Raw genomic sequence first — 22021 nt, 5'->3', positions numbered from 1 at the left:
GATCAATTCGCTGAGCTCTCGCGTCGAATGGCCGATCGTGTGAATCGTCGCCACTACTTCGATACAGCCGGGGATGGTTGCGCCGTTGTGGCTGCGAGCGCCGCCGCCGTGGCGTTGTCATCCTCTGTAAACACGGTTCGCAGGTCTAATACGAGCCGATCGTCTTCAATCCTGGCAATCACAGGTGGCAATTGCGAGCGAAGCCGGCTTAAGAGTTGTTCGCTTGTGTGATGGTCCGAAGTAAGGGCAACCAGGAACGTTGGAAGAGTGGCTGTCGGCGCGGTTCCCCCGCCAATCAGTGATTTTCCTTCGGCGATTTCGGCATGCACCCCCGGTATCGAGCTAAGGCGCGCGACGAAAGATTGAGCGCGGCTGCGAATCTCAGACCTCGGTGTATAGATCATGCGCAAAGCAGGAATCGCCGAATAATCTCGCTTTACGTAAGCGAGCAGCGTCGACTCAAGCGCCGCGTAAGTCAATTTGTCGACACGCAGCGCTCGGAACAACGGGTTGGCACGAATACGCTTGATGAGCTCTCTCCGTCCGGCGACTACGCCCGCTTGCGGACCCCCAAGCAGCTTGTCTCCACTGACGCAGACTACGTCAACACCGGCGCGCAGACTCTCGTGCAGTCCATATTCGCCTTGGACGCCGGCACTCGCGAGATCTACCAGCAAACCGTTACCGAGATCTTCCATTACAGGAATTCCGCGGCTGCGGCCTAACTCAACAAGCTCCTGGGATGCAGGTTGCTCAGTAAACCCGATCATCGCGAAATTTGAGCGATGTACACGAAGCAGCAGACGCGTGTTCTCGGTAATAGCCCTCTCGTAGTCCGAGAGGCGCGTGCGGTTTGTAGTGCCCACTTCACGAAGCCGCGCACCCGATTTGGCCATCACGTCGGGCACGCGAAACGAACCGCCGATCTCCACTAGCTCACCGCGCGAGACGATGACGTCGCCACCCTCTGCCAGCGCGTTGAGCGCGAGCAATACTGCAGCAGCACAGTTGTTTACGACGATCGCCTCAGGAGTGGAATTCTCGGTGTCTTCGTAGTGATGATCCGCGAGCAGGAGATCCAGGAGACGCTGCACGTGCACATCGCGACGTCCACGTTCGCCCGTGACTAAGTCGAATTCCAAATTGGAATAACCAGTCGCGATCTCCGAAAGATGTTCGATCGTTTCCTGGGAGAGAGGCGCGCGTCCAAGGTTCGTATGGAGAATGACGCCGGTAGCGTTGATTACTCTGCGCAGAGAGTAATCAAGAGATCGCCGCAGCTCGCGCTCAACAGCTTCTGGAATTCCTTCTACTGCGATCTGAATTGCGATTTCATCGAGGCCGCCGGCCGTGATCTCACGACGTAGGCGCTCAAGAACGGTTCGGACCGCGTCGCTCGTGGCGGCACGGCCCTCACGCCGCAATGCACCTGTCAGACTAGACGAGCGAAGAACCTCGTCCACAGATGGGATTTGCCGAAGCAAATCCTGTATTTTCGTTGCCGGCACTCCCGTATTTCACCAGATGATTACTGGACAGACAAGCCAGCTTTTCGAGTTGATCGCGATGGCGCCGGCTCATCTTCAGCTGACTCCCATCGTTGAGCACGAGCAGGTAATCGCCCCGCTGCAGCGGTTGGAACTCCTTTACGAAATCGAAGTTCACGATGGTGCAACGATGAACGCGCCCGAATTTCTTTGGATCGAGACGCTGTTCGATCGCGTTGATCGTCGAACGGATGCGAAAACTCTGGCCGTTGCTATGGATTTGCACGTAGTTAGCGGCGGCCGAGAGGTGGTCGATCTCGCAGACCGTCTGAAGAAAGATTCGATTCTGAGAACGGATAACGATCTTTTTCGGATACTCCCGGACCTCGGGTTGAAAGTTTCCATTCGGCTGGACAAAGGCATTAGCAGTTGATGCGGCCATAAAACCTCGGCAATCTTTGACGTTCTTAAACAAACCTCACACGGTTCAGGCATGGAGAGAGTGCGCCAGTCGAACCCTGAAAGCGCCAAACGCATGACCATGTGGAGTTGTTTCATCTCTGTAAACCGGAGATGAAGCTGATTTCATCCCGAGAAAGTAGGGGATAGGGAAAAGGAACAAAGAAAAGGAAAATGGCCGAGTGAGATGGAAATAATCGGGAACTTCAAGCGCGGGGCTACTTCGCGAGTAAAACGCAAGAGAATAAAGAGACTCAGGTCACTAGAAGGACGTCAGCAACCAAGTCTTTCTCTGTCCGCTGTGATGTGTTCCCCGTCCCTATTGTCTAGTGTCGATCCGGATGTTAAGCGTAATGTTGTTCCGGTTATCGAACGAGCTGATTGTCTTGGTGCCGCTTTTCTGGCCCTGGTAGTCCGCGTAGATCTCGTAGTCGATATTGGGCGAAAGTCCGTGAAAGCGGTATCCTCCGTCTTTCTCGGTGATGAAGCTCTTGATCGTCAGAGTCTTGGTGTTCTTCAGGTACACGACGGCATCTGGGAGCGGCGTCTCAGCCTTTGTCATTACCTGGCCGGTCACATTACGGCCCTGATCCTGATTCTTGTCAGCGACTGGCGTATCAAGAAATGTCACTTGAGCTGCGCCTACAGCTACCAACGTCGCCAGTGCGAGCATCACCAGAACGGTACACTTCATGGGAACCACCTCTCCTCTATTCTATTCAGACCAGGCAAATAGCTAAAAGTTGCAGGATTTAACTCTTTAGATTCATGAGTTTAGACTAGTGGTTAGTCATGTATCAGGGTTCCTGCTCGGCCGTGCCGCTCGTTAGAATTCCAGAGTGCACCTTGACGACACCATCGTTGCCGTCTCCACGCCGCCCGGCCGCGGGGGAATTGGCGTCGTTCGGCTGAGTGGACCCGCATCGCTGGAGATTGCAACTCCACTGCTTCGACTTAAGTATCCTCTCGCAACGGGACATGCCACGTTTGGGGAACTCGTCGACACGAACACTGGAGATCGTATCGACGAAGTTGTGGTCACGTTTTTCGAGAAACCCCATTCGTACACGACAGAAGACATCGTCGAAATATCAGCGCACGGTTCGCCGGTTGTGCTGGAGTACATCGTCGAGCAGGCACTGGCGCGAGGAGCGCGGTTGGCCGAGCCGGGGGAGTTCACGATGCGGGGATTCCTTCACGGCCGCATTGATCTTACTCAGGCCGAAGCCGTACGCGATCTAATTGAGTCGCAAACTCTATTCCAGGCCAAAGTTGCTGCACAACAGCTGGAGGGAGCTCTCTCACGACGGGTTAAGCCAATTAAGAAACAGTTAGTCGATGTGATTGCATTGCTCGAAGCGGGAATCGATTTCGCGGAAGATGACGTTGCGATCCTTCCAGACGACCAAATTCTGGCAAGAATCTCGCAAATTCAGATGCCGCTCGAATCTCTTGCGCAATCGTTCGCGTATGGTCGGGTGGTACATGAGGGACTCACACTTGCCATTGTTGGGCGTCCGAACGTTGGCAAGTCGAGTCTGTTTAACCGCCTCGTGCAGCGGGAGCGCGCAATTGTTACTGCGATTCCCGGAACGACACGCGATTTGGTTACTGAAACCGTGTCTGTGATTGGAATTCCGATCCGGCTCATCGATACCGCAGGCATTCGCAGCAACGCTGACGAGGTAGAGGCGATTGGGATCCGCAAGTCCTACGAGGCGCTCGCTGACGCTGATCTTGTGCTCATAGTGACGGACAACACTTCATCGCAACACATGGACGAGGAAGAACGGCTGCTTCAAGCTACTTCCGGTCGCAAGCGAATCCTGGTTCGAAACAAAGCTGACTTGGGTCGAGGCAGCGATTACAGCAGATTTGCTGATAATCACATGCCAGAAGTCAGCACCTCCGCTGTTACGGGTGAGGGGATCGAAATGCTTCGGGAACGACTGATAGCAGAACTTGGGGGAAACTCGGCAACTCCACCGGAGGGCGGATTCCTAACCAATCTAAGACAAAGGAACCTGATCGAGGAGTCGCTGTTGGCTCTGAAAAATGCGGAAGGAGCAGTTCGTAATCGCACGCCTCACGAAATGTTGCTGATGGATCTTTATAACTCGCTTCGGCCGCTCGATTCCATCACTGGAGAAACCACCACGGATGACATCCTGAGTCTAATCTTCACCACTTTCTGCATTGGAAAGTAGCTGCCGAAGACGTACGGAGACAGGCTGTCCAGCCGCCCACTCCGCACCACGGACACGGGAAAGCTAAGCTAAGATACTGTGGTTCGCATCTCCTTCGCCAGGTCCCGGTGTGTCCAAAGCCTCAGAAGCTCGCAAATTCTCGGCAGAATCTCCGGGACGTCCTTCGGCGGATATTTCACCGCCGGCTCCCCAACTCGGAATTGTGCGCCGACTTGTGACGAGTGTAACAGTTTCTCCGAATCGGGAACGCTTTCGGCGCGCATTACAGCTAATGGTGGGCCTGCCTTTGCTGCTCATGGCTATCACTTCGGCAACCCTGCTGTGGGCGATTCGGAGCCTGATCACTGCCGAGCGCGCGGTGCAGCACACCGGACAAATGATCGCTCACAGCTTCGAAGCTCAGAATCTCATTTTCGATATGAACATGGAGCTTCGCGGGTACGTTAACACCGGTGATTTGAGCTTGGTTGATCAATATCGGCAGAGCTCCGAAAATGCCGACTCTGTTTTCAATCAGCTTGCGTCGATGGCACGCGACGAAGATACAGAATCACAACAGGTAGAGCAGCTTCGGAATTCCGTTGAACAGTGGCGACGTGTCGCAGAACAAGCGATGCGAAGTCGGACTCTACCTGCGACTTTCCGCGCTGGCTCCGGGGAAGACAGGATCATTCACAACATTCGGGAGGAGCTCTCGCGTCTGGTCTCAAGCCAAAAGGAACGACGCGCCTCTTATCTGGAATCCTCTCGGGAAGCAAGCCGATTTACTTCGCGGCTCGGAATTCTTCTTGCTTTATCGATGGGCTTCATCATTGCGGCGTTTGGCGGTTATCAGTTGCTATCGATCTCCCACGTATACGAAGAAGCTCTTTCCAGAGCCGACGTTCTCTCGCGGGAGTTGGCGGAACGAGAGGCACACTTCCGAGTTCTTGCCGAGGCCATTCCCCAAATGGTTTGGACAACCTCACCCGAAGGGAAGCCCGAATACTTTAATCAACGTTGGCTCGACTACATCGGGGCGGCGCGTCAGTCGCGGGAGCCATGGCTAGAGCGCGTGAATGCTGATGACGGTTCCGCTGCGGCAGCCGCGTGGCAAGCTTCGATCGCGTCCGGTAAGGCGCTTGCGATCGAACTGCGTGTTCGCGATGTTGCGGGTTCCTACCGCTGGTTTTTGGGTCGAGCCCTCCCACTGCGTGACGAACGCGGCGCAATTGTGCGCTGGTTGGGAACTTTCACGGATATCGATGACCAAAAACGCGCTGAAGAGGCGCTTACTCGGTTGGCGTCAATTGTCGAAACCTCCGAGGATGCGATTTATAGCAAGGACTTGGAAGGTTATGTTCGCAGTTGGAATCGCGGCGCAGAGAAGATGTATGGCTACACGGCGATGGAGATGGTCGGAGAACATGTTTCAGTGCTCAGTCCTCCCGAGCGCAGTAGAGAGACTGACGACCTGCTCGAAATCCTGCGACGAGGCGAGTCCATCGACCACTTCGAAACCGTTCGGGTGCGGAAGGATGGAAGGCCAGTTGAAGTTTCAGTTTCCATTTCACCGATTCGCAACTCGGCCGGTGTGGTGACGGGCGCTTCCACGATCGCCCGGGACATTACGGAACGCAACCGTGCCGCAGAGGCGTTGCGAAAAACGGAAAAGCTTGCCGCCACTGGACGCCTCGCCGGAACAATGGCCCACGAGATCAATAATCCGCTGGAGGCAGTGACGAACCTCTTGTATCTCATGGATAAGAACAAATCTCTCGATGATAAAGCGCATGAGTACACACAAATGGCGATCAGCGAAGTTGATCGCATCGGATACATTGCGCGCCAGGCGCTTGGGTTTTATCGCGAAGCTGCCGCTCCTGTCGATGTCAGTGTTGCCGATCTGGTGGAGAGCATTGTGCGCCTATATGCGGCGGGAGCTCAGAACAAGGGTGTTCACATTGAAACGCAGATTGAGACCCAAGTCACTGTGCCCGCCTTTCCTGGCGAGATGCGGCAAGTATTTTCGAACCTGATCGTCAATGCTGTGGATGCCGTGCCGCGTGGCGGCATGATCAAAATCCGTGTGAAGCACGGACGCAATTGGGGATCTCGCAATATGGGTCTGCGCGTCCTTGTCAGCGACAATGGTCCGGGTATTCCCGCCGCTACACGGCCTCACATCTTCGAGCCCTTCTTCACAACCAAAGGTGAAAGAGGAACAGGTGTGGGTCTTTGGGTGTCACAAGGAGTGATTGAGAAGCATCACGGAACTATTTGCATGAAGAGCTCCACGGGAGCGAATCATGGAACGACGTTTTCTGTGTTCCTGCCTTACGCCTGATTCAGGCAGCCATTGGCTTCTCAAGCAGGGCGCATACCGCATGATTCAACACATTTTGCACATGATCATTGAAGGCTCTGAGGTCAGGAACGAGATTGCTTACGTCGGTTGCAAGCAGATTCTCCTGTACAACTTCGTACGCTACGCGCTCAAGTGTCCGGAATTCATTGAACAGATCGTCTATGGAAGAACCTTGCTCGCGGCGTAGCACGCCGTATGTGGCTCCTTCAGCAAAGGTTTTCTGCTCAATAGAAGGATTACCAAACGCGATTAGCGCACGAAAGAGCTCTGGCATTCCGTCATAAAGCCTGTCCTTTGCAATTTTTCTGCGCTCCGAAAGCGATGCAACTGCGCGATCAACAACGATTTGCTGAGACTCTTTGAGGATCCGACTCACGCGCTTTACTGGAGCAGGTCTATGTGGAGTGCGTTCTTTCAGCTTGCGTTCAATGGTGTCGACGAGCTGGTCGATCTGCGTTGGTTTCACCAGATAATCGTCAACCTGGCTGCGAATTGCCTGTAAAGCGGTCTCAAAACCGGGATATCCGGTCAGAATTAGCGTAATGCATTGCGCCTGGGTGCGGCGCATTGCGCTAACAACGGTGAATCCATCTCCTGCATTTCCGATATTTAAGTCGGAAATAAGCACGTCAAACTTGCGTCCAGAGATGGCCGCCAAGGCCTCTGCGACGGTAGAAGCGACTTCAACTTCGTGTCCGTGGAGGCGAAGAATCTCAGGCAAAGTCAGCCTGATGCTGGGTTCGTCGTCGACGAACAGCATACGAAGGGAGGACATTTACAACCTCAAGCAGGTCATCTGAACAGGTTCAGCGGTCACATTTGCTGAACTCTGCAGTCACATAGATGCGCAAAGTGACTACTTCGGATAGACGTTAAGAACGAGTACGCCACCCAAATCGTCGGCGTTGTCGCTCTCCCGGGAGAACGTTAGCTCGTTTTTTGGTGCATTGGCGGCGGGATCGAAGAGTTTAAATTCCGTCACAATCAACAATTTATTGCCGGTTGGCGCCGTGTATTCGTCGTAACTGACACCCGTAAGCAGGTAGCTGCGCCCATTCCAGAGCACCATCAGTGGCCGATTTTGACGCATCGCGACGATCAACGGATCAGGTTGCGTGGGCGCTCCGGCGCTGAATTGCGCCTCTAAGCGGAACCTTTGCCCGTCTGGAAGCACGTAATCGCGGCTTATCTCACGCGCTAAAGAGCCCACATCGACAGGAGACGAGCGACAAATTGAGCCTCCATAGAGACGATCAACCAGGTATTGCTGCTCAATATGCACGCCTTGCGCGGCAGCCAGCGACACGATTCCGGCCACCCAAGCCCAGTTTTCGCACGGCTTTTCTGCGACTTTAAACGCGGTTTTTTCGAGATTTGCGCTTTGTTTGCGCAATACCCAGCCAGCAAGGCGCAGCTTTTTCGCACTAAAGAAGCCACTTAAAGGCACTTTGAGCGACAGATTAAGGCTCTCCCGGAGCGAAATTGAGGCACTTGCGGGTAGTGTAAAGACAATTATGGAAGCCAGAATCCGGCGCATAAGCGCACTATAACTGCGCGTAACGGGTGCCGCTATTGACCGTCGGGATGCGACTTCCGTGCCTCAACGACTCACTTCTGCATCAACGTCATCGTCTGCCGGAAAACCTGCTCAAAGGACGCGGCGTTTCCCGCTCTCTCCAGAGCCCGCCTGACTGCGTGTTCGGCCGGCGTGCGCTGGTAGCCGAGATTCACCAGGGCAGAGACGACATCTTCTTCCATGCGGCTGGTTTGCGGGGGGGCGGGTGCCGCAGCGAGTCCTTCGAGCTTGTCGCGCAATTCCAGCACCATGCGTTCAGCGGTCTTTTTTCCCACTCCGGGAATGCGCGTCAATGCGGTGAGATCGTTGCTCCGCAGCGCGGTTACCAGCGCATCGGCTGCGATGCCGCTCAGGACGGTGATGGCGAGCTTTGGCCCAATGCCGCTGACCCCGATGAGCCGTTCGAAGAGCTGCTTTTCCTCTCGCCGCAGAAATCCATACAACGCGAGAGTGTCCTCGCGCACGTGCGTGTGGATGTACAGCGAAACCTCCGCCCCTTCGGCCGGCAATCCGGAAAAACTCGGGACACTGATCGTGACCTCGTAGCCCACACCAGCAGCTTCGAGGATCACGTGTGAAGGATTTTTTTCGAGGATCCGTCCGCGAAGGTGAGCGATCATGGGAAAGGAAGCGATAAGCTGAAAGGCAACGATAAGCGATTAGCGATTAGCAATAAGCTAAATCGGAAAGGCAGCGATGAGCGATTAGCAATTAGCGATAGGCGAAAAGGCAGCGATAAGCGATTAGCAATTAGCGATAAGCTGAACCACTGGCACCTACAGCCTGTTGCTAGCTGCCTTATATTTTTCAGAATCACGAGTGCCTTTGCTGCTTCAAGTTTCAGCTAATTGCTAATTGCTAATCGCTAATTGCTGTCTTTCCTGCCTTTCAATCCAAATCAAAATCCCGCAGCGGCTTGCCGGTATCGGGAGTATCTTTGGCGCGCTTTATGGCTTCCTGGAATTTGCGCTCCAGAAGATTGGCCTTGTTCTTCTCTGCGTCCACTGCCTGACGGAAGAGTGATTCTTTGCGGCTTTCCTGTTCGCGCATCGCGCGCGCCGCTTCTTCGAAGTCGTTAAAGGTCTTCGGACGCGCTGGGGGAGTATGCGCGATCACCGCCCTGGTCTCCGGATCCACCTTCAGCAGCGCTCCGCAGCACGGGCAGCCAACCTCGAATGCATCCAGCTTTGGTTTAGCCATATATGTCGCCTCTGCGGATGATAGCTCAATTCCAGCATTCCCCGCATTCCGCTGAAGCGGATCCAAGTCAAATCCCGTCGACGCGGCGGAAACGATAATGCCCCCGGTATCGCAAGATCAGGCGCTCTGTGGCCGCAACCGTGTGGCTGCGATCCTGTCCCAAATTGGTATGACCCCCGTCATGAAACAGGACAATGTGCCCGCGAGCATGGTTGCGCTCGATTCCCTTGCAAGCATGTTGAAAGACGCTGTCTGTTGTTGCGTGCCGATGCCAATCGTAGCAAGCGACGCTCCACATCACCGGCTCGAGGCCGAGCTCGCGCGCAACCTGGAGCACGGCGGGACGGCGCGCTCCGAACGGCGGACGAAAATGTCGCGTCTGCACGCCCGTGGCATCGGCGATTGCCTCGGAGCAGTCTGAGAGCTGACGGAGCACCTTCGCGCGCGAACGGAACAGAAGGTTCGGATGTGTCTCGGTGTGGTTCGCTAATAGATGTCCAGCATCGGCGATGGCACGCGCAATCTGCGGACGCGCGCTCACAAAGCGCCCAATCAGGAAGAACGTGGCTTTCACGTCGTGCCGCGCGAGCACATCGAGCAAGTGCTCGGTGTGAACATCGTTCGGACCATCATCGTAAGTAAGCGCAAGATGCTGGGCATCGGCGCAGTGCGTCAAAGTGCGCCCGTAGAGTTGCGACTCAGGAGAGTAGCAGTGATAGGCAAGGTATCCTGCTCCGGCGAGCGCGCCTGCAATAACTGGTTTTGAAATCACGTTCTCGTGATTTTAGAGGAACAGACGAGGTGAACACCCATTCGGCTGCGCTCAGGCACGCTCCGATGACGAAGAGAAACAGAACGCCAAGAAGCGTCACCTCTTCTTTTTGTAACGTTTGTGACCTCGTGTTCATCTCCGGATTTGCTGATTTTCCATAAAACCGCAGAATCAGTTCGTCCATCCAAACCTCTACCAAAATCCACTCTGGCCGCTTGACCCCCGGTCAAGAACTCACATTGAGGAGTGGTGCACGTGCGATCTTTCAAAAGCGGGTCGGTGGTAGTGTGTCTTTTCCTGACGGTACTGCCGGGCACTCCAGTTTTAGAAGGTCAAGGTCATTCTCCAAAAGCAGTCAGGATCTCAGGTACCCTCAATCCCGGAAGCGTGACCGCCGGATCCTTAGTCACGCTCAGCGGGGCAGCGAGTGGAACGACAGTTGCCGACGTGAACGGCAACTACTCTTTTCCCGGTCTTCCAAACGGTAACTACACCATCAATCCTTCGAATCCAAGATTCAACTTTCAACCAGCCAGCCAGAACATCACTCTCCGAGGATCGTCCACTATATCGGTGGATTTTTCGGCATCGTCGCTTCTGCGATCAATCAGCATTAACGGAGCGATTGCATCGATCGCACAGGGCAGCACTGACCAGTTCACTGCGACGGCAACGTTCAGCGACGGCTCCACTCAAGATCTGACCAGTTCTGTAGGTTGGACCTCTTCCAATCCGTCGGTCGCGACCATGAGCTCTGGCGGTGTCGCTACAGGCGTAGGGGCAGGTGTCACGAACATCACGGCTACTTTCGCGGGAGTCACATCGAATGCGGTAGCTCTCACCGTGATCGCAACCACTCTGCAATCGATCACCATTAACGCCACCAACTCTTCCATGGCGAAAGGAACAAGCGTTCAATTCACAGCCACAGGAACCTACAGCGACGGCAGCACACAGAACCTGACGAACAACGTCACATGGACGAGCTCAAGTCCAGCCATAGCCAATATCAGCTCCGCTGGCCTCGCGAGTGGCCTTGCGATCGGTTCGGCGAACATCACCGCGACCCAAAATGGGATTACTTCCAACACCGTGCTCCTGACAATCACTCCGGCCATACTGCAGTCGATCAAGATCAATGCCGGCAGTTCATCGATTGCCAAAGGCACAACCCTTCAGTTCACGGCTACCGGAACGTTCAGCGATGGCAGTACACAGGACCTCAGCAACACCGCCACGTGGTCGACTTCAAATCAGGCGATTGCCACAGTGAACATGACGGGCCTGGCCACCGGTGTCGCGCTCGGGACCAGCAACATCACCGCGACCCAGAATGGAATCACCTCCAACAGCTTTCCGCTTAGCGTGACCGCTGCCATCCTGCAGTCGATCACAATTAACGCCGGCAGTTCTTCCATTGCGAAAGGCACAACAGTTCAGTTCACGGCTACAGGAACGTTCAGCGACGGCAGTACTCAGGACCTTACGAATACGGCCACATGGACGAGCTCGGCTACGGCGGTTGTGAGCATAAACGCCGGCGGATTAGCGAGCGCCATGGCCATCGGGTCGAGCAACATCACTGCAGCCCAAAACGGGATTACTTCGAATAGCTTCGCGCTGGCAGTAACGGCAGCCACGCTGCAATCGATCGCCATCACGGCGAGCAGTTCCTCGGTCGCGAAAGGCACGAGCGTTCAGTTCGCAGCGACGGGAACCTTCAGTGATGGAACTACACAGAACCTCACCAGCACCGCCACCTGGATGAGTTCGACTCCGGCGACAGTGAATATCAGCGCAAGCGGCCTGGCGACCGGAGAGGCCATCGGCACCAGCAGCATCACTGCCACACAAAATGGAGTTGTGTCCAACACTTTTCCTCTCACGATAACCGCAGCCGCGCTGCAATCGATCACTATCAGCGCGTCCGCCGTTTCCATCGCCAAAGGCACGAGCGTTCAGTTCACCGCAACCGGAACCTTCAGCGACGGCAGTACCCAGAGCCTGGCCGGCGCCGCTACCTGGAACAGCTCGAATTCAGCGGTTGCCAACGTCAGCGCGACAGGTCTTGTCAGTGGTGTCGCGATCGGCACCAGCAATATCACTGCTACGCAAGATGGAGTTACATCAAACAGCGTCGCCTTGTCTGTGACTGCGGCGGTATTGCAATCCATCGCGATCAATGCAAGCAGCTCTTCGATCGCTAAAGGCACCAGCGTCCAGTTCACGGCGACTGGAACGTTCAGCGACGGCACCAGCCAGAACCTCACGAATGCTGTGACCTGGGCGAGTTCGAGTCCGTCCATTGCCAACATCAGCGCTGGTGGTCTTGCGACCGGCGTAGCTATCGGCACTGCCAACATCACCGCAACCCAGAGCAGCATTGCCTCCAACAGCTTCGGGCTGACAGTGACCGCCGCCGCAATGCAATCGATCGCGGTTATCGGAAAGAGCGCATCACTCGCGATAGGATCCAACGAGCAGCTCAGTGCAACCGGAACTTTCAGCGACGGCAGCACGCAGAACGTAACCAGTTCCGCGGTCTGGGTTTCTTCCGATTCGGCCGCAGTCAGCCTCGATACAAGCGCCATGGCAACAGCCGCGGGCGTTGGTCAATCGACAATTTCCGCCTCGGTAGGAAACATCGCCGGCAGCATGACCATTTCAGCCACGGCAAGCATTTCAGGCACCGTCAGCGCAGCTGCAAGTGCCGGCACCACAATCACGCTGAGTGGAGCGGCTAGTGCCACCACTACACCTGATCTAAACGGCAACTATACGTTCACAGTCCTGGCGAATGGCGCTTACACCATCACACCTCAGAACAGTTCCTATAGCTTTGTTCCACTGAGCCTGTCCGCCACAGTGAACAATGCAAATGTAGCCGGGCTGAACTTCACAACCGCAGGCGGCAGGCCTTCGTTGAGTCCCTCGAGTTTCAGTTTTGGGAATGTCAACCTCGGGTCAACCGGACAAATCCAGGCGATCTTGAGCGCAGCAGGCGGAGATGTGACACTCACCGCCGCCACAGTCACAGGCGCCGGATTTGGAGTGAGCGGAATTACTTTTCCAGTCACAATCGCTTCTGGAAAGAGCGCGGTTGTTCCCGTTACCTTCGCTCCGACGGCCACGGGCAGCGCCTCGGGTTCTCTGTCTCTGAATAACGGAACGACGCCTCTGGCGACGGCGAACCTCGCTGGAACCGGCGCCGGACTCACAGTTACTCCTGCCAGCCTGACTTTCGGCAACGTGGCCGACGGTAGTACGAGTCCTCCCCTGGCATTCACGCTCAATGCTGTAGGAAACAGCGTCACAGTTAACTCCGACAGCATCGTGCAAAGCGGTGGCGGAGGCGGTGCATTCGCAATCAGCGCTGGGCCCAGCATGCCGATGACGATCGCCGCCGGTCAAAGCATGCAAATCAACGTGACGTTTGCACCCGCGTCGGGCTCACCAGGACCAGCTACGGGAATGGTGACGTTCGCCAGCAACATCAACAGCGTGGCTCCGTCGCTGTCAGGGAGGGGTTTGGCGAACGTGACGCTCGCCTGGAACGCCAGCACGACTCCCAGCGTTACTTACAACGTTTATCGTTGCGGAACATCAGCCACAGCATGTGTGCAAGCCCAGCCGGCTAATTTCACGCGCATCGCTGCTGGAATCAGTGGGCTTACATACCCAGATGCAACGGTCTCTTCAGGGCAGACGTATTACTACGCGTTGACTGCGGTGGATACGAGTGGGACGGAGAGCACGTTATCCACGGTTTCAAGTGGGGTCGCGGTTCCTTGATGGATCGCAGTGAACACGTTCACTTACGTGGTTCCGGCGGTCGCCCGCCGGTAGAAGGCATGCGACACAAATGCGATTGAAGTCGCCGTAGCTACTCATACACAACCATCTGTAGTCGTCGGCATTCGCAACTAGCCCCCCGCTTCACTGGATTGTTGTGCTTGAGTTTTACCGTTTCAGTTGCATGCGGCAGAGTTGCGAGCGTCGTAGCTAAAATGGGGATCAAGGATTTGCAGGAAAGCTCACACGGCGTCTCTGCGAACTCAGCCGCGCGTCATGTCGCATGCCTTGTACCGGCGGGGGCGGCCGGAACCACGTAAGCGGTCGGTGGAAATTTTGGCATTGTTTCCTCTTCCTACTCCACGCTATGCTCCGAGCAGACCCGGTTTATGGCCAAGCTCTTCGATCCCCCCCGGTACATCGCCCTGGACGGTCCGATTCGCGTAGGCAAGAGCACGCTCTCGGGCATTATTGCGGACCGGTTGCACGCGCAGCGCGTCACTGAGCCCGAAAACAATCCGTTCCTTGCGGCTTTTTACGATGGTGAGCCCGGCGCTGCATTTCAGGCGCAGTTTGCCTTCCTCATGGCCCGGTTTGATCAGCTGCGCGCGCTGGAGCGCAATCCGCACAAGGCGATCGTCTGCGACTACACTTTCGAAAAGGACAAGCTGTTTGCCTGCATCAACCTCAACGATGCCGAGCTGGCTGTTTATAACCGTTACTACAACTATTTCCGCGAACAATTGCCCACGCCCGACCTTGTCATCTACCTGCAGGCAAGTCCGGAAGTTCTGAAGAGGCGTCTGCGGAGGAAAAACGCTCCGGGTGAATCGGCAGTCAGCGATGACTACATTGAAGAGGTCGTCAAGGCATACGAGCACTTCTTCTTTCACTACACAGCTTCTGATCTGCTGGTAGTGAACACGAACGATATCGACTTCGTCGACCGCCATCAGGATCTACAGGAACTTCTGCGGCGGCTGTCAGAGCCGATCCGCGGCACGCAGTACTTCCTGCCGCTGGGATCTGAGGCGGCCAGCGCTTAGCTCAGGAACTGCCGGTTTAACCGATTCGCTACGGCGCAGCCTTTGGGCGAGTCAACCAGCGATAACTACCAACGAGTGCACTCGGTAGCTGCTGAAGAATATGCTGCTCAATTGATCTGTAGCGTGGAATTACTTCGTTTTCCAGCTTTGTGCTGGTGAACGTAATCAAGTCGTAACGAGCATTCTCACTCTTCTGTTTCAGCACTCAATATTCGTTCTTTATTCCGCGTAAATACAGCTTGTTCTTCACGAAATTCCATCTGAATTCATGATTGCCGGGATCTATTCCGTCAACCTCGAACAGGAGTGCATCAACAAGATGCAAGGCGGCATAAAAGTAGGCAGCCACCGCCCAATCGATATAGAGGCTGGTTTTGAGATCAAAGTGCTGCGCGAATTCCAGATTCTGAGCTGCCCGCTGAACGTGTTCTCCGGTTTTGGGCACTTGCCTTCAGGCTGCTCGATGGAATATCTGCTGACCTACAGATACATAGTCCTCTAAACGTCGTCCCGGCGAGAGCGGCACTACGTGAAAATCGAAACTGGCATCGGAGTGAGCCGCGGCAACTCTTTCCTCGACATCGGCAATAGCTTGCCAAACCGTGTCCTCATCCCTGCGAATGCCGACCCAAACGTACAGCCCGGCTTCCCCGTGAGCCAAACACACGGTCTCAACAGCAGGAATCTGGGCTAATTCTGCTTTGAGTTGCCCTTTAACAGCATCTAGAGATGGTGCGAGGATTGCCATGCTGTGTTGAGTGGACATTAGTGTATTCGTCTATCGATTTCAAACCCCGCCCTAGGCAGCGAAGTTCCAAAGGTAACTAGAGGCATTTTGGGATGCTTGTGGTTTGCTTTGTCCCAATTTTGCGCACTCACCAGCTCGCCAGCTAGGATCCTCAAAAGAGTATCTTTCCTAGACCGGGTGGATAGCAGTTCCCGAGCGTGGCACTCACACCTGCATCACTTCTTTTTCCTTGGCCTTGCTCATCTCTTCCATCTTCTTGATCTCGTCGTCGGTGAGCCGCTGGATCTCTTCGAGCGCGCGTTTTTCGTCGTCTTCCGAGATTTTCTTGTCTTTCAGTGCCTTCTTGATCAATTCGTTGCCATCGCGCCGAATGTTGCGCACAGCGGTGCGGTGATCTTCGAGGACTTTGTGCAGATGCTTCACCAAGTCTCTGCGGCGTTCCTCGGTAAGCGGCGGAACGGGAATACGGATGATTTTTCCATCGTTCTGCGGATTGAAGCCCATATCGGAAGTGCGCAGCGCCTTTTCAATCTCTGGGAATGAACTCGGGTCAAATGGCTGCACGGTAATCAACTGTGCCTCCGGAGCATGCACCTGCGCGATTTGATTCAGCGGCATTTCCGATCCGTAGTAGGCGACGCGAATGCTGTCGACCATGTGGACCGAAGCCCGTCCTGTGCGAGTAGACAGAAGGCTGTTGCGGAAGTCGCTCACAGCCTTGTCCATGCGGGACTTCAGTTGCGCATAGGGTTCTTTTAGCGCCGGATTGCCGGCCATCATGGAAACCGCCATCTCTTGCTCCCGAGCGGCGCTTCAGTTGCTGAAGCGGCGATATGAAAGAACGGTAATTATAAAGGAAGGTGCGCGAGGCTTCGCGGCACATAGTAGAGACGCAGCATGCTGCGTCTCTACCATTAGTCACCGCTTTGCCTGAATGCTAGATTGACATTGGAATGCCCATTCCGACCGAGAGCACATCGAGCCAGAAACCCGCACCAGCCGCGAGTGGGCGTTCGGCAAGTCTGGTTGCTGCGGGAATTTTTCTCAGCCGCATTGCCGGTCTGATTCGCGAGCGCGTCTTCGCACATTACTTCGGCAATTCCGACACAGCTGATGTCTTTCGTGCTGCCATTCGCATCCCGAATTTTCTGCAGAATCTGTTTGGGGAGGGAGTTCTATCGGCCTCGTTCATTCCTGTTTATGCGCGGCTGCGAGCGCTCGGTAAAGATGAAGAAGCAAGCGATGTGGCCGATGCGGTAGCCACCCTGCTCGCGCTTGTCACTGCAGTGCTCGTGTTGATCGGAGTGCTCGCGACTCCTTACATCATTGACGCCATCGCTCCGGGATTCCACGGCGCCAAGCGAGAACTCACCATTCGTCTCGTGCGCATTCTATTTCCCGGCGCTGGACTGCTGGTGATGTCGGCGTGGTGCCTGGGCATTCTCAACAGTCATCGCAAATTCTTTCTTTCTTACGCTGCGCCGGTCGCCTGGAATGCAGTGATGATCGCCACGCTGATCGGCTTTGGGCGCAACCACTCTGAGGAGTCGCTGGCTGTGATCACGGCGTGGGGATCGGTCGCAGGCAGCGCTTTGCAACTGGGCGTGCAGCTACCCGTGACGCTGCGCCTCATAGGCCGCCTGCGAATTCAACTTGCGCTTCAGCTCGCGAGTGTGCACGAGGTAGTTCGCAATTTTTTTCCTGTTCTTATCGGTCGTGGCGTGGTGCAACTCAGCGCCTACGTCGATTCGATCATTGCCAGCTATCTTCCGACAGGGGCGGTTGCGGCTTTGGGATACGCGCAGATCCTTTACACACTGCCGATCAGCCTGTTCGGCATGAGCGTGTCGGCGGCGGAGTTGCCGGCAATGTCGGGAACGCTCGGCAGCGACAGCGAGATCGCAGCGCAGTTGCGAACCCGTCTCGGCAGAGCGCTACGCCAGATCGCATTTCTTGTAGTTCCTTCCGCGATGGCGTTTCTTATTTTGGGCGATGTTGTGTCGGCACTGATTTATCAGTCGGGAAGATTCACACACGAGAACGCGATATACGTTTGGGGCATTCTCGCCGGCTCAGCGGTAGGACTGCTCGCGTCATCGCTGGGAAGACTCTACTCGTCGACGTATTACGCGCTGCGCGACACGCGCACGCCGCTGCGCTTCGCCATGATTCGGGTGGCGCTTACTACTTTGCTCGGACTCTTTTGCGCGCTGCGCTTGCCGCAGATGGTTGGCATTGATCGAAGTTGGGGTGTGGCTGGATTGACAGCGTCCGCAGGTGTTGCTGGGTGGATTGAGTTTTTGCTCTTACGCTGGAAGCTGCATCAGCGCATCGGCGCAGTAGCGCCTGCCAGCGCATTTCTGGCCAAGCTCTGGTTCTCCGCGCTGATATCTGCGGCGGTCGGTTTTGGGATTAAGCTCGCGGTTGGACATCGCCATCCCATTCTGGTCGCGACGGCGGTGCTGATTCCCTACGGTGTGCTTTATTTCTTGCTCACTTCGATGGTTGGGATTCCCGAAACGCAAACGGTGCTGAGAAGGTTGCGATCGATCATTGATTAGCGCGGAAGGCGCGATATTCCCGTAGCCCACGTGCGAATGGAGCCGTGGGTGGGAAGACACCCAAAAACCCGAGCCCGGAGGGCGGCATTCATTCGGCGATGCGTCGCGCAAAACAACGAATGCAAATCGTGATTATGGATTGAGAACATGGATGTGCAACGACATTCTGCATGTTCAAGAATGCCGCCCTACGGGCTCGTTTTCTTTTTGATACGTTTTACCCACGGCTGAGCCGCACGTGGGCTACAAGAATGCCGCCCTACGGGCTCGGGTTTTTGGGTGTCTTTCCATCACGGCTCATTCGCATGTGGGCTACGGGAATGCCGCGCCTTCGGCGCTGTGAATTACGTCTGAGGGCGGGGACTATTTTGCTGACATCGCCCTTGCTTTGAGCCGTACTTGACCCTTTTCGACTTCCACGCTGTACTCGACTATGGAAGTACCATACTCCCTGCGAAGCTGTTCGGTTTTTTTCTTGACGAATTGCTGGAACGATTCGAAGTTTCCGGCTGGGGCTTTGGCTTTGTGTTGCTTGCGAGCCTCTGCCATGGCGTCGTACAGGGCCTTTACTTTGTTCTTCTCGGCGTCGACATCTGAACAGGTAATGCGGAAAGGCTCCGGCTTGCTGATCTCGATTACTTCGGGAGCTTCGTCCTCAAAGTCGCGGAGACCTTGAATGGCCAGGAGAGCATCCTGCGGGCGGCGGTAGCCTTCTTCTTTGATCCTGAGCTTCTGCTGCCAAAGAGAGTTGTAGACCGCATACTTTTGCTGAACGGAGCTGAATTTGAAGCGTTGTCCATAGCTGAGCCGGCGGCCGTCGCTGTACTTTTTAAGCAGAGACTGCACTCGCCACTCGAGATCGGTGGGAGGTTTTTTGGCGCCCCCGCCGAAGAAAATGTCATACTCGATTTTTAGCCGGCGGACACTGTCCTCGAGTTGATTCAGCTCTTCGTCGATGGTCAAGGGCGCACCTGCGGCTGGGCACAAATGGGCCGCTTGGAGCGGAATATAGCATGGGAAATCCTTGCCCTTCCCGGGTGCCCGGAACCTTCGTAACCGCCTATGCAGCAGCTCTCGACATTGCACCTTTGGCACTCCCACCCCAGTTAGTCTTTGGGCATCTAAGACATAGCGTATGTCCGAACCTAACGTGCCCAAGATCCGGATTGTCCTGGCCGACGATCACGCCATTTTGCGGGAATCTCTGTCGCTGCTGCTCTCAACCCAAAATGATTTCGAGGTTGAAAGCTCGGCCTCGAATGGCCAAGAAGCGCTCGACATGGTGCAGCGCTACCATCCCGACGTGCTCGTGCTTGACCTCTTTATGCCTGACTTCGATGGCTTCGAAGTTCTGCGCACACTGGACCGTTCCGGCAACCGTGTTGCGACGGTTGTTCTGACTGCGTCGGAGTCAGACACTGACTATGCTCAGGTAGTACGGCTCGGCGCGCGCGGTCTGGTGATGAAGGGTGATGGTCCGCAGAGGCTATTTGAAGCCATCCGCCTGGTTGCGTCAGGAGAACTGGCGTTTTCTGACGAGTTGGCACACCAGGTTGTGAGTAGTCTCGCCAATGACACGCGAACGACTCATGCCACACCACAGGCGTCTTTGCACCGTCTCTCTGATCGCGAGCGGCAGATCGCTTATTCAGTGGCGCGGGGGATGAAGAACCGCGATATCGCCAACCAGCTCACTATTAGTGAGAACACGGTGAAGCGGCATCTGCAGAGTATCTTCGGAAAGACCGGGGCTCGGGATCGTTTGGAGCTGGCTGTTTTGGCACTCAATGAGGCGAGTAAGGCGGCTTAGCCTCTTGCTGTCTCTCGCTCTTGTCTTTCATTCCGAACCACCAGGTTTTGGCGATGAGGAATGACAACGACTATCCTACTTCCCAGAACCCGCCGCCAGCTTCTTGACCATAGCCAACACCAGCTTGCGATCGCTGTCGTTCAGATTGTTGGAATAACGGCGGAACTGGGTGAGGAAGCGGACTTCGTCGTCGCTCCATTGCGGAAGGTTCTTTCCATTTTGCGTTTCCGAATTGTGGTCGGCGAAAAACTGTGCCAATGCGATGTCCATGGCCGACGCTATTTTGGCTAGCGTATCGAGCGACGGAATCGTGTGGCCGTTTTCGACGCGCGAGAGATAGCAGCGCAGCAGCCCCGTACGTTTTTCGATGTCACCCTGCGACATGCCCTTTTGCAGGCGATAACTGCGGATAGTCTCACCAATATTCATATTTTGGGTTTTCTCGTCGTGGGGGCGGCGTCCTGGGGTGAGCGAATAGTAATCAGAGTAGAACCTTTCTGCAAGGGGAATTTTTGTCAGGCGGTTAATGGCTTCGGAGGTCCTGCGCGTTTGTGAGGCTCAAGGTAACGCCTTGGCTAGAACCGCACTTCCGTTGCCATGCTCGGAGGTCTAATTCCATGTACTTGGCTCCGGAAATGGGGTTTGGACGATAGGGTTCGATCTCTACGAAGCCTAGCTTTCGATAGATTTCCACCGCTCTGCCCATCTCGCTGGGCACGGTATCGAGTCGCATGCGCCAATATCCAACCGCCGCAGCGCAGCGAAGCAGACAATCGATCAGTTCGCGTGCGACTCCGGATCCGCGGAATGCTGGCCGAACATATAGACGCTTCATCTCGCAGACTTGTGGGCCATCGCCGTGCTTTCCTGCCATTTCACCTTCAAGGCGATGAAAGGCGACACAGCCGGCGACCTGGTCGTCAACCAATCCAAGCAGGAGCATTCCACTCGGCGGGGAATACTCTCCCGGCAAACGCGCCAACTCTTCTTCGAAGCTTTGGAAACAGAGATTGAAGCTCAGGGATTGCGCATATTCCTTGAACAACTCGCGCACCGCCGCAATGCGGACAGGGTTGTCAGCGGGGACGATTGCAATGCGATGCTTGCGGACCGGCGTTATTTCGGACATCAGTTAAGACCACGGTAAACATGCAGTATGGTGCGTCTCTACCAGGGGACGGGGAACGCTGCGGGTCATCCCATCAACATGCCCCCATTCACGTTGAGTACGTGCCCGGTGATGTAACCCGAGTCGGGTGAGGCCAGGAAGCAGACGGCGTGCGCAATCTCCTGATCGGTTCCGGCGCGGCCCAGCGGGATCGCTTTTGCCATGCTCTCGCGCAATTCGGAAGTCAGTACCTCCGTCATTGCGGTTTCGATCCAGCCGGGCGCGACTGCGTTCACCGTAATGTTGCGGGACGCCACCTCGCGGGCAACCGCCATGGTGAGTCCAATGAGACCGGCTTTAGATGACGCGTAGTTTGCTTGTCCCGCCTGCCCCATTTGTCCAAAGATGCTGGTGATGTTGATGATGCGTCCCCAGCGCTGCTTGAGCATGGAACTGATGGCGGCTTGAATGCAGAGATAGGGTCCGGTGAGGTTCGTCGCCAGAACGGCCTCCCAGTCTGCGCGTTTCATGCGCATCATGAGCTGATCGCGCGTGATGCCGGCGTTGTTGACCAGGATGTCGATCTTGCCGAAGCGTTCGATGGCTGATTTGAACGTCGTCTTGATCTGCTCTTCCTGCGCGACATCCATTGCGAAACTCGCTGCCTGCCCGCCCGCAGATGCGATTTCGGATTCGACCTGCTGCAGCTTCTCAACATTGCGCGCGGCGAGCGCAACGCTGGCTCCGTGCGCTGCCAGGCGCAACGCGCATGCGCGTCCGATTCCCTGTGATGCTCCGGTTACGAGTGCGACTCGGCCTTCAAGTGGTTTCATGAGGTTTGGCAAGCAAGAAATTATAGAGGACGTGCCACGAGACTTCCGCGCCTCAACTCAGAAGCATGAATGGGC

Annotated in this window: 22 protein-coding genes; 6 read left to right on the top strand and 16 right to left on the bottom strand. The window is 55.6% G+C overall.

The window, feature by feature from the left end; all coding sequences use genetic code 11:
• Positions 1 to 53 precede the first annotated feature (53 nt).
• The 3 genes from DMG62_18665 to DMG62_18655 form a co-directional block, all read right to left on the bottom strand.
• Positions 54 to 1508 (bottom strand): L-seryl-tRNA(Sec) selenium transferase, encoded by a 1455-nt coding sequence (locus DMG62_18665; GenBank protein ID PYY21471.1) that lies wholly within the window; start codon positions 1506 to 1508, stop codon positions 54 to 56.
• Positions 1438 to 1929, bottom strand: coding sequence for a hypothetical protein (locus DMG62_18660; GenBank protein ID PYY21470.1), 492 nt, complete (start codon positions 1927 to 1929; stop codon positions 1438 to 1440). Before DMG62_18660 ends, DMG62_18665 begins: the two co-directional genes overlap by 71 nt.
• A 336-nt stretch (positions 1930 to 2265) precedes the next feature.
• Positions 2266 to 2640 (bottom strand): carboxypeptidase regulatory-like domain-containing protein, encoded by a 375-nt coding sequence (locus DMG62_18655; protein ID PYY21469.1) that lies wholly within the window; start codon positions 2638 to 2640, stop codon positions 2266 to 2268.
• 145 nt (positions 2641 to 2785) lie between these two features.
• On the opposite strand from DMG62_18655, the gene DMG62_18650 reads away from it, so the two are divergent.
• A complete protein-coding gene (locus DMG62_18650) occupies positions 2786 to 4153 on the top strand; it encodes a tRNA uridine-5-carboxymethylaminomethyl(34) synthesis GTPase MnmE (protein PYY21468.1) in 1368 nt (455 codons plus the stop codon).
• A 68-nt stretch (positions 4154 to 4221) separates the two neighbouring features.
• Here DMG62_18650 and DMG62_18645 read toward each other — a convergent pair whose 3' ends face one another.
• A complete protein-coding gene (locus DMG62_18645) occupies positions 4222 to 4416 on the bottom strand; it encodes a hypothetical protein (GenBank protein ID PYY21467.1) in 195 nt (64 codons plus the stop codon).
• Between the two features lie 8 nt (positions 4417 to 4424).
• Between DMG62_18645 and DMG62_18640 the strand changes: the two genes are divergently transcribed.
• Positions 4425 to 6479, top strand: coding sequence for a hypothetical protein (locus DMG62_18640; GenBank protein PYY21466.1), 2055 nt, complete (start codon positions 4425 to 4427; stop codon positions 6477 to 6479).
• Between the two features lies 1 nt (position 6480).
• Here DMG62_18640 and DMG62_18635 read toward each other — a convergent pair whose 3' ends face one another.
• From DMG62_18635 to DMG62_18615, 5 genes are all read right to left on the bottom strand, one after another.
• Entirely contained in the window at positions 6481 to 7275 is a 795-nt protein-coding gene (locus DMG62_18635) for a hypothetical protein (protein PYY21465.1), read from the bottom strand.
• 81 nt (positions 7276 to 7356) lie between these two features.
• The gene (locus DMG62_18630; GenBank protein ID PYY21464.1) at positions 7357 to 8037 is read right to left on the bottom strand and encodes a hypothetical protein; all 681 of its coding nucleotides are present in this window, start codon (positions 8035 to 8037) and stop codon (positions 7357 to 7359) included.
• Positions 8038 to 8108: 71 nt separating this feature from the next.
• A complete protein-coding gene (locus DMG62_18625; protein ID PYY21463.1) occupies positions 8109 to 8696 on the bottom strand; it encodes a Holliday junction branch migration protein RuvA in 588 nt (195 codons plus the stop codon).
• 268 nt (positions 8697 to 8964) lie between these two features.
• Positions 8965 to 9276, bottom strand: a complete 312-nt coding sequence (locus DMG62_18620; GenBank protein ID PYY21462.1) for a hypothetical protein — start codon at positions 9274 to 9276, stop codon at positions 8965 to 8967.
• 67 nt (positions 9277 to 9343) lie between these two features.
• Positions 9344 to 10048, bottom strand: coding sequence for a polysaccharide deacetylase family protein (locus tag DMG62_18615; protein PYY21461.1), 705 nt, complete (start codon positions 10046 to 10048; stop codon positions 9344 to 9346).
• Between the two features lie 246 nt (positions 10049 to 10294).
• Between DMG62_18615 and DMG62_18610 the strand changes: the two genes are divergently transcribed.
• Together DMG62_18610 and DMG62_18605 are read left to right on the top strand one after the other, a co-directional pair.
• Complete coding sequence (locus DMG62_18610; GenBank protein ID PYY21460.1) at positions 10295 to 13840, top strand: hypothetical protein; 3546 nt, start codon at positions 10295 to 10297, stop codon at positions 13838 to 13840.
• A gap of 389 nt (positions 13841 to 14229) precedes the next feature.
• Positions 14230 to 14886 (top strand): deoxynucleoside kinase, encoded by a 657-nt coding sequence (locus tag DMG62_18605; protein PYY21459.1) that lies wholly within the window; start codon positions 14230 to 14232, stop codon positions 14884 to 14886.
• 205 nt (positions 14887 to 15091) lie between these two features.
• Here the strand turns inward: DMG62_18605 and DMG62_18600 are convergent, their stop codons facing one another.
• The 3 genes from DMG62_18600 to DMG62_18590 all read right to left on the bottom strand — a co-directional run bounded on the left by DMG62_18600 (position 15092) and on the right by DMG62_18590 (position 16426).
• Positions 15092 to 15331 carry a hypothetical protein gene (locus DMG62_18600; GenBank protein ID PYY21458.1) on the bottom strand — a complete coding sequence of 80 codons (240 nt, stop codon included), beginning with the start codon at positions 15329 to 15331 and terminating at the stop codon, positions 15092 to 15094.
• Positions 15332 to 15337: 6 nt separating this feature from the next.
• Positions 15338 to 15652: a hypothetical protein gene (locus DMG62_18595; protein ID PYY21457.1), complete on the bottom strand. Its 315-nt coding sequence runs from the start codon at positions 15650 to 15652 to the stop codon at positions 15338 to 15340.
• A 186-nt stretch (positions 15653 to 15838) separates the two neighbouring features.
• Entirely contained in the window at positions 15839 to 16426 is a 588-nt protein-coding gene (locus tag DMG62_18590; GenBank protein ID PYY21456.1) for a ribosome recycling factor, read from the bottom strand.
• A gap of 161 nt (positions 16427 to 16587) precedes the next feature.
• Here DMG62_18590 and mviN point away from each other — a divergent pair, with 161 nt between their 5' ends.
• The gene (gene mviN, locus DMG62_18585) at positions 16588 to 18195 is read left to right on the top strand and encodes a murein biosynthesis integral membrane protein MurJ (GenBank protein PYY21455.1); all 1608 of its coding nucleotides are present in this window, start codon (positions 16588 to 16590) and stop codon (positions 18193 to 18195) included.
• Between the two features lie 363 nt (positions 18196 to 18558).
• Here the strand turns inward: mviN and DMG62_18580 are convergent, their stop codons facing one another.
• The gene (locus tag DMG62_18580) at positions 18559 to 19158 is read right to left on the bottom strand and encodes a hypothetical protein (protein PYY21454.1); all 600 of its coding nucleotides are present in this window, start codon (positions 19156 to 19158) and stop codon (positions 18559 to 18561) included.
• Between the two features lie 172 nt (positions 19159 to 19330).
• Between DMG62_18580 and DMG62_18575 the strand changes: the two genes are divergently transcribed.
• Positions 19331 to 20005 carry a DNA-binding response regulator gene (locus tag DMG62_18575; protein ID PYY21453.1) on the top strand — a complete coding sequence of 225 codons (675 nt, stop codon included), beginning with the start codon at positions 19331 to 19333 and terminating at the stop codon, positions 20003 to 20005.
• Positions 20006 to 20080: 75 nt separating this feature from the next.
• On the opposite strand, the gene DMG62_18570 is transcribed toward DMG62_18575, so the two are convergent.
• From DMG62_18570 to fabG, 3 genes are all read right to left on the bottom strand, one after another.
• Positions 20081 to 20434 (bottom strand): transcriptional regulator, encoded by a 354-nt coding sequence (locus DMG62_18570; GenBank protein ID PYY21452.1) that lies wholly within the window; start codon positions 20432 to 20434, stop codon positions 20081 to 20083.
• 94 nt (positions 20435 to 20528) lie between these two features.
• Entirely contained in the window at positions 20529 to 21134 is a 606-nt protein-coding gene (locus tag DMG62_18565; GenBank protein PYY21451.1) for a GNAT family N-acetyltransferase, read from the bottom strand.
• Positions 21135 to 21199: 65 nt separating this feature from the next.
• Entirely contained in the window at positions 21200 to 21946 is a 747-nt protein-coding gene (fabG, locus tag DMG62_18560; protein PYY21450.1) for a 3-oxoacyl-[acyl-carrier-protein] reductase, read from the bottom strand.
• Positions 21947 to 22021 lie beyond the last annotated feature (75 nt).

The sequence above is a fragment of the Acidobacteriota bacterium genome (assembly GCA_003225175.1).
Taxonomy (GTDB): Bacteria; Acidobacteriota; Terriglobia; order Terriglobales; family Acidobacteriaceae; genus Gp1-AA112.
The sequence above is the reverse complement of the archived record's forward strand: the minus strand, read 5'-3'. Positions and strand labels throughout refer to the sequence as shown.

Coding starts and splice junctions, on each gene's coding strand:
- DMG62_18660 (PYY21470.1), bottom strand. CDS start 1,929: ATGGCCGCATCAACTGCTAATGCCTTTGTCCAGCCGAATGGAAACTTT.
- DMG62_18655 (PYY21469.1), bottom strand. CDS start 2,640: ATGAAGTGTACCGTTCTGGTGATGCTCGCACTGGCGACGTTGGTAGCT.
- DMG62_18645 (PYY21467.1), bottom strand. CDS start 4,416: ATGCGCGCCGAAAGCGTTCCCGATTCGGAGAAACTGTTACACTCGTCA.
- DMG62_18640 (PYY21466.1), top strand. CDS start 4,425: ATGGTGGGCCTGCCTTTGCTGCTCATGGCTATCACTTCGGCAACCCTG.
- DMG62_18635 (PYY21465.1), bottom strand. CDS start 7,275: ATGTCCTCCCTTCGTATGCTGTTCGTCGACGACGAACCCAGCATCAGG.
- DMG62_18630 (PYY21464.1), bottom strand. CDS start 8,037: ATGCGCCGGATTCTGGCTTCCATAATTGTCTTTACACTACCCGCAAGT.
- DMG62_18625 (PYY21463.1), bottom strand. CDS start 8,696: ATGATCGCTCACCTTCGCGGACGGATCCTCGAAAAAAATCCTTCACAC.
- DMG62_18620 (PYY21462.1), bottom strand. CDS start 9,276: ATGGCTAAACCAAAGCTGGATGCATTCGAGGTTGGCTGCCCGTGCTGC.
- DMG62_18605 (PYY21459.1), top strand. CDS start 14,230: ATGGCCAAGCTCTTCGATCCCCCCCGGTACATCGCCCTGGACGGTCCG.
- DMG62_18595 (PYY21457.1), bottom strand. CDS start 15,652: ATGTCCACTCAACACAGCATGGCAATCCTCGCACCATCTCTAGATGCT.
- DMG62_18590 (PYY21456.1), bottom strand. CDS start 16,426: ATGGCGGTTTCCATGATGGCCGGCAATCCGGCGCTAAAAGAACCCTAT.
- mviN (PYY21455.1), top strand. CDS start 16,588: ATGCCCATTCCGACCGAGAGCACATCGAGCCAGAAACCCGCACCAGCC.
- DMG62_18575 (PYY21453.1), top strand. CDS start 19,331: ATGTCCGAACCTAACGTGCCCAAGATCCGGATTGTCCTGGCCGACGAT.
- DMG62_18570 (PYY21452.1), bottom strand. CDS start 20,434: ATGAATATTGGTGAGACTATCCGCAGTTATCGCCTGCAAAAGGGCATG.
- DMG62_18565 (PYY21451.1), bottom strand. CDS start 21,134: ATGTCCGAAATAACGCCGGTCCGCAAGCATCGCATTGCAATCGTCCCC.
- fabG (PYY21450.1), bottom strand. CDS start 21,946: ATGAAACCACTTGAAGGCCGAGTCGCACTCGTAACCGGAGCATCACAG.